This window comes from Amnibacterium sp., from assembly GCF_025463795.1.
Lineage (GTDB): Bacteria > Actinomycetota > Actinomycetes > Actinomycetales > Microbacteriaceae > Amnibacterium.
In genome coordinates, this window is sequence record NZ_JAODBE010000083.1 from 1 (window position 1) to 9,529 (window position 9,529).

Below are 9,529 nucleotides of genomic sequence, written 5' to 3' on the forward strand. Positions count from 1 at the left end.
GCCGCCGCAAGGGCCAGTTGACGGTGCTGCCGCCCGGCATCCACCGCGTGCCGAGCACGACGTCGGCGCCGTCGCTCGCCGCCGCGAGCAGCCGCTCGAGGTCCTCCGGACGGTGCGAGCCGTCGGCATCCATCTCGACGAGCACGTCGTAGCCGCGCTCGAGGCCCCAGGCGAACCCGGCGAGATAGGCCGCGCCGAGGCCGCCCTTGCCCGTGCGGTGCAGCACGTGCACCCGGGGATCGCGCGCCGCGAACCCGTCGGCGATCTCACCAGTGCCATCGGGGCTGGCGTCGTCGATCACGAGCACGTCGACCGGCGGCCGCACCTCGGCCAGGCGCGGGAGCAGGACGGGCAGCGAGTCGGCCTCGTCGTACGTGGGCACGCAGACGAGCGTGCGGAGGTCGGTCATGCGTGGCCTTTCGTGGGGTTCGGGTCAGTGCTCGACCGCGTGGAGGGTCCAGTCGCCGCTCCGTGCGAGGACGGGGCCGGCCTGCACGAGCCGCTTCGTCGCCGGGCTCAGGCCTGTGGACGGCCGATGCACGATGACGGCGTCCCCGGACAGCAGGTAGGCGGCGACGTCGCGCTGCCAGGGGAGGTTCTGCACCCTCGGCGCCTCCTGGCCCGCCACCTTGGTGGAGTCGCGGTCGTAGGTCCAGCCGGTCACGTCGGGCCAGAGGGGGCAGCCCCGCTCGAGGTCGCGGGACAGCACGTCGAGGGCGGCGAGGATGTGCGGATCATCGGTGGTGATGCAGCCCTGCACCCGCTGCGCCGCAGGTCGGAGGACGGTCGTGGGCACCCACTCGCTCGTCCGCTTGGTGACGTCCACCGGCACGTTGAGCGCGAGCACGGCCAGGAGGACGACGGCCGCGAGCGCCGTGCGCGCCGCCGTGTTCCGGAGCAGCCCGACCAGTCGGGCCGTTCCGACGCCGACGGTGATCGCGAGGAACGGCGCCGTGAGGACCCCGTAGTGCAGGAAGTAGGAGGGGCTCGCGAGCAGGACGACCGCCCCAGCGGCGAGCAGCACCGCGTGCACCCGCGCGTCTCGGAGGGTCAAGGTGGCGATCACGCAGACGAGGGTGACGACCGCGAGCACGACGCCGAGCTGGTGCGGGCCGAGCAGACCGTCGAGGGACGTGGGCAGGTAGCGCCGGAGGTCCGGTGCCCCGAGGAACGAGGCGAGCCGGTTCACGAGCGGTTGCGTCGTCATGCGGGGACGGCCGAGCTGATCGAGGACGACCTCGCGGATCATCGGCTCGGGTCCGGCGATCAGGAAGGGCACATAGATGAGGACGCCGGATATGGCGGCCCCGGCCAGGTAGCGGACCGCCCGACGCCAGTGGAAGGCGCCGATGACGAGCAGCGGCACGACGTACCAGATCTTCATCCCGACGGCGGCGCCGGCCGCGAGCCCGGACAGGAGCATCCCTGCACGCGGCCACCGCTCGGCCCGCTCCGCGAAGAGCACGGCGAGCAGGATGCCGAGGGTGCCCAGGGGCTCCAGGAGGGTGCTGCGCTCCGAGTAGGCGGCGGGGAAGAGCACGGCGTAGCCGAGACCGGCGATCACCGCAGCGGTGAACCCGAACCGGCGGGCCAGGGTGGCGGCGAGCACCGCGTTCGCGGCGCCGATCGCCATGAACACGAGTCGGGCGGCGACCACGCCGAACCCGTCGCGTGTCAGCGAGCCGATCCAGGCGAACGGCGCGAGCACGAGCACCGTGCCGGGAGGCTGCAGGAACAGGAAGTCGCGGTACGGCAGGCGGCCGTGCACGAGCGCGTCGGCGGCCGCGTAGTAGACGCCGTCGTCGTAGACGTCGCTGGCGTCGAGGCCGCCGGGGTGGACGAGCAGCCGCAACCGGATCGCGAAGGCGACGACGGCGATCACGGCGAGCAGGGCGATCCACGCCCACCCGGGCACGACGACGGGCGCGCGACGCGCGGTCGGCACCACTGCGACGGCGGTGCCGCTCACCGTGCCCGGCCGGTGGCGGGCAGCGCCGGGGCCGGTCGGTCGTCCGCAGCCATGGGGTCAGCGTTCTCGCTCCTGGCCGGAGCGGGTGCGGACACGCCGGGGACGGCGGGAGCGGGTCCGGCGGGCAGGGTCACGGCGAACACGGGCGGATCCGCCCGTTCGAGCACGACGTCGCCCCCGACGGAGCGGGCGAGGCGACGGGCGAGGGCGAGGCCGAGGCCTGCGCCGGGGCTGTCGTTCCCGCGCACCCCGGGGACGAAGAGGTCCGATCCCTCCGCGACGGCGACGCCCGGCCCGTCGTTCTCGACGCGGAGCACGACGCCGCCCTCGGCCCGGGCGGTGAGCCGGGCCGCGGTCGCGGCGTGCCGCACCGCGTTGTCCACGAGCGGGGCGACGATCCGCTCGAGCAGGTCGCCCGGAACGGGCACGACCAGCCCGGCGGGCTCCACGTCGACGGTGATCGCGGCCCGCGGATGCGGATGCCGCGCCACGACCGCCGCGAGCGCCGGGGCGACCTCGCTCGACGCGTTCGCGCCCGTCGCGCCCCTGGCCACGTCGAGCAGGGTCGTCATCGCGGTGGCCATGTCGACGGCCGCCGCCTCGATCCGACCGAACCGGTCGCGCTCACGCTCCCCGATGCGGGGCGTCGAGCGGCCCAGCTGCGCCTCACCGCGGATGACGGTGAGCGGCGTCCGCAGCTCGTGGGCCAGCTCGGCAGTGAGTCGCTGCTCGGCGCGGATCGCGGCACCGACCCGCTCGAGCAGGGAGTCGAGCACGGCCCCGAGGCCGGTGATCTCGTCGCGCGCCGGCCCGAGCCCGAAACGCCGGTCGAGCCGGTTCTCCGACCACGCGGCCGCGGTGCGGGTCATCGCGGCGACCGGTGCGAGCGCCCGGCCGACGATGAGCCACGCGAGCAGGCAGGTACCCGCGATCACGGCGACGCCGAGCACGATGCTCGCGGCGGCCGTCTTCCCGAGGGCTGAGGAGTAGGGCTTCGCGTCGACGGCGACGACGGTGCGCCCCGCGCTCCTCCCCGCGAAGACGAGGGGCGCGGAGGACAGGCGCCACTCCCCGTCCTCCGACACGCCGGTGCTCGACGAGCGCACGCGCTGCTCGACCGCGGCGCGCAGCGGGACCGGGATGGTCGGGCCCTCGACGAGCCGGCCCTGCGAGTCGAAGACCCAGGTCAGGGTGTCGTAGAGGGCGTCGTTCGCGTCCGCGACCTTCAGCCTGCCGTCGTGGTAGCTGGTGGTGGCGAGCACCGCCGCGATCCTGGCCGAGAGGCCGGCCTGGATCTCGCGGTCGGTCGACCGGTCGGCGATGACGACGACGAGGAAGACGAGCACTCCCATGCCGATCGTGCTGACGAGCGCGGTCGCCGCCACGATCCGCTGGCGGAACGCCGGCCGCACGAGCGGCGCCGACGTCATGTCAGGGCGTACCCGACGCCCCGGACCGTCTCGATCCGCCCCTCCGCCCCGATGTCCTGCAACCGCTGCCGCAGCCGGCGCATGTAGGAGTCGAGGGTGTTCTCGTTCACCTGCGCACCATAGGGCCAGGCGGAGGCCACGAGCTCCTGCCGGCGGAGCACGACGCCCGGACGGCCGAGCAGGGCGGCGAGGATGCGGAACTCCGTCGGAGTGAGGCGGGCCTCGCGGTCCTCGAAGCGCACCGAGAAGTGCTCGGGGTCGAGCCGGACGGTGTTCGGCGCGGGCACCGACTCCGGCGCGCGCCGCACGAGCGCACCGACGCGGGCGCGCAGCTCGGGCACGGCGAACGGCTTCACGAGGTAGTCGTCGCCGCCGGCCGCGAACCCGGCGACGACCTCGTGCAGGCCGCCTCGCGCCGTGAGGAAGAGCACCGGTGCGGCGACACCGACCGCGCGGAGGGCCTGGCACACGTCCCGACCGTCCGAGTCGGGCAGCCCGATGTCGAGCACGATCGCCTTGAACCCCGGCTCCTGGAAGCGCCGCAGCGCTTCGGCGCCGGTGGTCGCGACGACCACGTCGTGACCGTCCGCAGCGAGCGCCTCCTCCACGACCCGCAGCACCCCTGGGTCGTCCTCGCACACACCGATCCGGGCCATCTCAGTCCTCCCTCTCCTCCGGCGAGACGGGCCGGCGGCGCTCGATCGCGAGGACCCGCCACTCCCGGGCGACGAGGGCCAGCACCACCACGTCCAGCGCGGCGAGCACCGCGGATCCGGCGGACGGAGCCGTCGCGAGCACCGCGGACTGCCAGATCAGCAGCCCGACCAGCACGAGCACGGCCCAGGGGTAGGCGGCGAGGATCCGCCGCAGCAGGCAGTAGACCGTCACGACCTTCACGACCCCGTGCACGAGCAGCACGACCGCGAGCACGGCGACCCCGGCGGCGACGACCTGGTCGGCCCGCAGGAGCTCGTCGGCGAGGAACCCCCGGAACGGCGTGAACCGCTCCTGCGCCTCGGCGGCGCCTCCCTCGAGCCCCCAGCGGATCGCGTTCGGCGCGAGGAGCAGCAGGAGACCGGCGACCAGCTCGATCACGCCGTCGAGGCCCTTCAGCGCGATCGTGAAGCCGTAGACGCGGTCGAAGAGCGAGCGGCGGGACCGTCCGTCCGCCCGCGTCGTCTCCCGGGTGCGCTCCACCACCGTCACTCCGCTGTCGCCGCCTCGCCGCGTGCCACGCGATCCGGACGGTACACCCAGACGCGATAGAGCCAGAAGCGGACGGCGGAGCCGAGCACGAGGCCGACGCCGTTCGCGGAGACCGTGTCGTCGAGCGTGCTCGTGAGCCGCAGCCCGTAGTGGGAGATCCACAGGCAGAGCAGGCCGACGCCCATGCCGATCAGGCTCGCGACGAGGAACTCGAGCGCCTCGCCGCCGGAGCGCGCGCGCCGGCTGTCGGCGAAGGTCCACGAGCGGTTGCCGATCCAGTTCGCCGCGATCGCCACGGTGGTGGAGGCGATCTTCGCGAGGATCGGGCCGTCGTGCATCCGCTCCGGCGAGAGGACGGTGAGGCGCAGCAGGTCGAACACGGCGGTGTCGAGCACGAAACCGAGGCCCCCGACGACGGCGAACCGGGCCAGCTGCACGAGGAGGCGCCGGGAGGGCCGCCGCGGACGATCACTCGGCGACAGCACGCTGCTCCTCCCGCCTGCGCTTGGCGCGCTTCCGGAAGTGGTCGATGAGCAGCGGCAGCACCGAGACGATCACGACCGCGGCGAGGATCACCTCGAGGTTGTCCGCGATGAAGGGGACGCCGCTGAGCAGCGAACCGAGGATCGTGACCCCGACGGCCCACAGCAGCGCCCCGACGGCGTTCCAGACGAGGAACCGGCGGAACGGGTACCGCGCGGCCCCCGCCGCGAGCGGCACGTAGGTGCGGAGAACCGGGACGAAGCGGGCGAGCACGACGGCGCGGCCGCCGTAGCGGTCGAAGAACCCCTCGGTGTCGTGCAGGCGGGCGGTCGTGAGCACCTTCGCGTGGTCCTTGAACAGACGGGTCCCGAACCGCTGGCCGATGAAGTAGCCGACGAGGTTGCCGGCGACCGCGGCGACGAAGCCGACGAGCGCGATCACCGCGACGGTGAGGCCCAGGCGCTCGTGCAGCAGGCCGGCGGACACGAGCAGCGAGTCGCCGGGAAGGAACGGGAAGAGGAGCCCCGACTCGATGAAGAGCACCACCGCGATGGCGACGAGCGCCCACGGTCCGAGGGTCTCCAGGACCGGTCCGGGGTTCAGCATCCCTCCAGCCTGACGCCGAAGCGCTGAGGAAGCGGTGAGGTGGCCGCCGATCCAGTCGATCCTGCGACAACGCTCGGGTGTCTCAGTGGCGATTCAGCGGCGGCCCGGCAGTCTGTCCGGGATGTCCGCCCCCACTCGCGCTTCCGTCCGCGCCACCATCACGCCCGCGCTGAACCGCGTGCCCCGGGTGACGGCGATGTTCTGGATCGTGAAGGTGCTCACCACCGGGATGGGCGAGACCACATCGGACTTCTTCGTGAAGCGGTTCCCGCCGGAGCTCGTGGTGCCGATCGCCTTCGTCGTGCTCGTCGGCATGCTCGTCCTGCAGTTCCGCCTGCGTCGGTACGTCGCGGCCGTGTACTGGGCGACGGCGCTCGCCGTGAGCGTGTTCGGCACCATGGCCGCGGACGTCCTGCACGTCGGGCTCGGAGTGCCGTACGTGGCGTCGACGATCGGATTCGCCTCCGTGCTCGCCGTGATCTTCGTGCTCTGGTACCGCTCCGAGCACACGTTGTCCGTGCATGCGATCACCACCCGGCGTCGGGAGACCTTCTACTGGGCGACGGTGCTCACCACCTTCGCGCTCGGCACGGCCGCCGGCGACTGGACCGCCGTGAGCCTCGGCCTCGGGTACCTCGCCTCCGGGATCGTCTTCGCCGGCATCATCGCCCTGCCCGCGCTGGCGCACCGCTTCCTCGGCCTGAACGCGGTCCTCGCGTTCTGGTTCGCCTACGTCGTCACCCGTCCGCTGGGCGCGTCGTTCGCCGACTGGCTGGGCGTGCCGCCGTCGCGCGGCGGTCTCGATCTCGGCACCGGCCCCGTCAGCCTCGCCGCGTTCGTGCTGTTCGTGATCCTCGTCGCCGTGCTCGCGGTGCGTCGCCGCGACGTGGAGGCGGCGGCGGCCTGACGGCCGCCTCCCGCACCGCCGCTCAGCGCGGGGTCGCCGGCCGCGTGCGGACGGGGGCCAGCACGCCGACGACCATCGCGGCCGTGATCGCTCCCGCACCCATGATCGAGGCGAGCACCACGATCTGGAACCGGCCCGCCTCGAGCGGTGACACCCCGCCGAAGATCGCGCCGACGAACGCGCCTGGCAGGGTGACGAGCCCCGTCGTCTTCGTCTGGTCCGTCGACGGGATGAGCGCGAGGTGCACGGCCCGGCGGGCGAGCTCCCGGGTGGAGTCTCGCGGGGTCGCCCCGAGCGCGAGCCAGCTCTCGACCTGGTCCCACTGCTCGTCCACGGACTGGAGGAACCGTCGCCCGGCCAGCGTGGCGATCGACATCGAGTTGCCGATCACGATCCCGCCGATGGCGAGGGCGTAGCGGGCGCTGAACACGATCGACCCCGTCGCGAACACGACGACGAGTGCGACGACGATGCCGGCGGCCATCGCGCCTGCGACGAGCAGCAGGTGGCGACGGCTCCAGCCGAGCCGCCGGGTCGCGGTGATCGTGGCGACGCCGAACATCACGAGCAGCGCGGCCGCGACCCAGCGCGGATCACGGATGACGCCGGTGAGGATGAGGCTGATGACCGCGAGCTGCGCCGCTCCACGGAGGATCGCGAGCAGCGGCCCGAAGCGCTCGGGTGCACCGGTCGACGTGAGCACCGCGAGCGTCACCAGCGCGAGCACGGCGACGCCGAGCAGCGTCGGCAGCAGCGCGGCGAGCGTGGTCACGGCTCACCGTAACCGGGCGGTCCGGACACCGGCGGCACGGCGGGCCATCAGCGGACCGGACTACGATTCGCCCATGCCTTCGATGACGGACGAGGCGGTGTGGCTCCGGTCGGCGTTCGACGGGATCGAGTCGGCGGAGCGGGCCAGCCTCGCGCACCTGCTGGACGGTCCGCCTGCGCCCGCCCGGAGCGGCCAGGGCATGCGTTCGGTGGTGCGCACGGCCGGCGCCTTCGGCCTCGTGCTCGCGACGAGCCTGCTGCTCGGTCGGCCGAGGGACTGACGCCCGGCGGCGTCAGCGTTCGGCCTGGAGCGCGCGGCGCAGCGTGCGGACGAGCAGCACGAAACCCGTGACGAGCGCGAGCGCGCCCAGCGTGCGCCACAGCATGTCGTCGGTGCTGGCAGCGATCGAGGCGCCGCCGGCGGCGAGCAGGAACTCGAGAGTCGCGACGTAGAAGAGCCCGTTCCAGGGCGCACCGTCCATGCCTCGAGGGTAGGGGCGCGGCGCGGCCGCCCCGCGCGAGGACCCGCTCCATCCAGGTGCTGCTCAGAGAGGCGGACGGGGTACACGGCGATCCGTGGACGCTGCTTTCCAGCGCTGCACTCTCCCGAAGTGGGGGACGGACCGCCCTGGAAACCCCGGGTACCGTCGTAGCCCTACCCATGAGCTACATCGAGATGCCCGTCGCCGAGTACCGGCGTCGGCTCGCGGCGATCGCTTCCCGGCGACGGCCGGATCCGCGCAGCGCGGCCCCCGTGCGGATCGAGGTGCCCGCCGACGCCGTACCGGAGGACGAGGTGCTCGAGACCCGCGCCCGCTTTCCCCGGGCGTTCGCCGCGATCGACACGGCTCCGGACCTGTCCATCGGCGAGATCGCCGCCCGGGAGCGCCTCGTGACGGAGGCGATCCGCGTGGGGTACCTCCCGCCCGACTGACGGACGACGAGGTCACCCACCCGCACCCGCATCGCGGTCCCGCCAGGCGCCGCAGGCGAGACACAGCAGCCCGGCGGGCTCGCGGCAGCCGGGCGCGAAGGTGAGGACGAGCCTGTCGGCTCCGCAGCGCTCGCAGATCATGCTCGAAGGGGTATTCGATCGCTCCGACAGCGCCCGGCCGAGACCACGTCGCCCCCGCTGGCTAGGCTCGCGGCATGACGGAGCCCGGCCGAGCCGAGCCGCCGCTCGCCCGCGTGCTGGGGGCTCACACGGCGCTCACGCGCCGGTCACGGTCGCTTACAGCGACCAAGGCCGCCCGGGCTCCTGGCGATGGGCCCGGGCGCCGTCTGATCCGATCAGACGGCGGGCACCGTCGCGGCGCCGAACTGCAGCACCGCTTCGCCCTCGGTGATCGACGGCGGGTCGAGCGGCCCGCTCATCTTGTCCTTGAGGAAGGCGCCGGCGCGGCGGGTGGTCTCATCCGTCCCGGCCTTGTCCTCGCAGACCGACATGGTGGATCCCCCGTTGCCGCTGCGCACGGCCGTGTAGCCGACGAAGCCCGGGATCTCCTCGAAGAGGGCCCTCACCTCGTCCTGCAGACGGACGATCACATCGAAGACGTCTGCCGCGCCCTGCCCCGAATACGTACGAACGACTGCATACATGCAGGCCCTGCTTCCTCGTGGCTGTCGCCACATCGGTGCGGGTGGGTGGCCTGGCAGGGGTCGCCGTGCCCACGGACCGGCCCGTCGGCGGGTTCCTGAACGGAAGCTGCGGGGCTGGACGCCGCACACCGTACGCCTGAACCGACGCCCGCGGTGGGGACCGCGGAAACCGATGCCGACTCGCGCGCTTGATCTACTTGCGCACGGCGTCGACGACCGCGTCGGTCATCAGCACCTCGGCCATGGCGCCCCACTATCCGGTCGCGGCATCCGAGGAGGCGGACGGGTTCGTTGCTCGGCCCCACCCCGATCGCGGCCCCTGCCATGATGCGGAGGTGGATCAGCAAGTACCCCGATGGGACAACGATGACGTCTTCCGGGGAGCCGGCACGGCCGCCTGGCTGCTCCCGTCGCTTGCCGAGTTGCAGAGACTGGCTGAGGAGCCGGGATGGGTGGCTGAGGCGCCCGAGACGCACCTCGCGCCACATCTTCGGGCCGCAGTTGACGCGGCCGGGTTCACATGGCTTTGCGACCGGATCGATTCGGACGGCACCTATG

Annotated in this window: 14 protein-coding genes; 4 read left to right on the forward strand and 10 right to left on the reverse strand. The window is 73.1% G+C overall.

Annotated features, from left to right (window positions below):
- The 7 genes from JWQ92_RS08040 to JWQ92_RS08070 all read right to left on the reverse strand — a co-directional run.
- Window positions 1-409: glycosyltransferase (locus tag JWQ92_RS08040; protein WP_297343943.1), on the reverse strand; the 409-nt coding region annotated here is incomplete at its 3' end.
- A gap of 24 nt (window positions 410-433) precedes the next feature.
- The gene (locus JWQ92_RS08045; protein ID WP_297343944.1) at window positions 434-1,969 is read right to left on the reverse strand and encodes a hypothetical protein; all 1,536 of its coding nucleotides are present in this window, start codon (window positions 1,967-1,969) and stop codon (window positions 434-436) included.
- The gene (locus JWQ92_RS08050) at window positions 1,966-3,399 is read right to left on the reverse strand and encodes a HAMP domain-containing sensor histidine kinase (RefSeq protein WP_297343945.1); all 1,434 of its coding nucleotides are present in this window, start codon (window positions 3,397-3,399) and stop codon (window positions 1,966-1,968) included. Before JWQ92_RS08050 ends, JWQ92_RS08045 begins: the two co-directional genes overlap by 4 nt.
- On the reverse strand, window positions 3,396-4,055 hold the full coding sequence (locus JWQ92_RS08055) for a response regulator transcription factor (RefSeq protein ID WP_297343946.1): 660 nt from the start codon (window positions 4,053-4,055) through the stop codon (window positions 3,396-3,398). The genes JWQ92_RS08050 and JWQ92_RS08055 overlap by 4 nt, the downstream gene beginning before the upstream one ends.
- A gap of 1 nt (window position 4,056) precedes the next feature.
- Window positions 4,057-4,599: a DUF2127 domain-containing protein gene (locus JWQ92_RS08060; protein ID WP_297343947.1), complete on the reverse strand. Its 543-nt coding sequence runs from the start codon at window positions 4,597-4,599 to the stop codon at window positions 4,057-4,059.
- Between the two features lie 2 nt (window positions 4,600-4,601).
- Window positions 4,602-5,090 (reverse strand): GtrA family protein, encoded by a 489-nt coding sequence (locus JWQ92_RS08065; protein ID WP_297343948.1) that lies wholly within the window; start codon window positions 5,088-5,090, stop codon window positions 4,602-4,604.
- Window positions 5,074-5,694, reverse strand: a complete 621-nt coding sequence (locus JWQ92_RS08070; RefSeq protein ID WP_297343949.1) for a VTT domain-containing protein — start codon at window positions 5,692-5,694, stop codon at window positions 5,074-5,076. The genes JWQ92_RS08065 and JWQ92_RS08070 overlap by 17 nt, the downstream gene beginning before the upstream one ends.
- Before the next feature lie 121 nt (window positions 5,695-5,815).
- Between JWQ92_RS08070 and JWQ92_RS08075 the strand changes: the two genes are divergently transcribed.
- Window positions 5,816-6,601 (forward strand): hypothetical protein, encoded by a 786-nt coding sequence (locus JWQ92_RS08075; protein WP_297343950.1) that lies wholly within the window; start codon window positions 5,816-5,818, stop codon window positions 6,599-6,601.
- 22 nt (window positions 6,602-6,623) lie between these two features.
- Here the strand turns inward: JWQ92_RS08075 and JWQ92_RS08080 are convergent, their stop codons facing one another.
- Window positions 6,624-7,373, reverse strand: a complete 750-nt coding sequence (locus JWQ92_RS08080) for an ABC transporter permease (protein ID WP_297343951.1) — start codon at window positions 7,371-7,373, stop codon at window positions 6,624-6,626.
- A 73-nt stretch (window positions 7,374-7,446) separates the two neighbouring features.
- Between JWQ92_RS08080 and JWQ92_RS08085 the strand changes: the two genes are divergently transcribed.
- Window positions 7,447-7,653 carry a hypothetical protein gene (locus JWQ92_RS08085; RefSeq protein WP_297343952.1) on the forward strand — a complete coding sequence of 69 codons (207 nt, stop codon included), beginning with the start codon at window positions 7,447-7,449 and terminating at the stop codon, window positions 7,651-7,653.
- Window positions 7,654-7,665: 12 nt separating this feature from the next.
- On the opposite strand, the gene JWQ92_RS08090 is transcribed toward JWQ92_RS08085, so the two are convergent.
- Complete coding sequence (locus JWQ92_RS08090) at window positions 7,666-7,854, reverse strand: hypothetical protein (protein WP_297343953.1); 189 nt, start codon at window positions 7,852-7,854, stop codon at window positions 7,666-7,668.
- 179 nt (window positions 7,855-8,033) lie between these two features.
- Between JWQ92_RS08090 and JWQ92_RS08095 the strand changes: the two genes are divergently transcribed.
- Window positions 8,034-8,306, forward strand: coding sequence for a hypothetical protein (locus JWQ92_RS08095; RefSeq protein WP_297343954.1), 273 nt, complete (start codon window positions 8,034-8,036; stop codon window positions 8,304-8,306).
- A 356-nt stretch (window positions 8,307-8,662) separates the two neighbouring features.
- On the opposite strand, the gene JWQ92_RS08100 is transcribed toward JWQ92_RS08095, so the two are convergent.
- Window positions 8,663-8,971, reverse strand: a complete 309-nt coding sequence (locus JWQ92_RS08100; protein WP_297343955.1) for a hypothetical protein — start codon at window positions 8,969-8,971, stop codon at window positions 8,663-8,665.
- Window positions 8,972-9,159: 188 nt separating this feature from the next.
- Between JWQ92_RS08100 and JWQ92_RS08105 the strand changes: the two genes are divergently transcribed.
- On the forward strand, window positions 9,160-9,529 hold a 370-nt coding region (locus tag JWQ92_RS08105; protein WP_297343956.1), incomplete at its 3' end, for a hypothetical protein.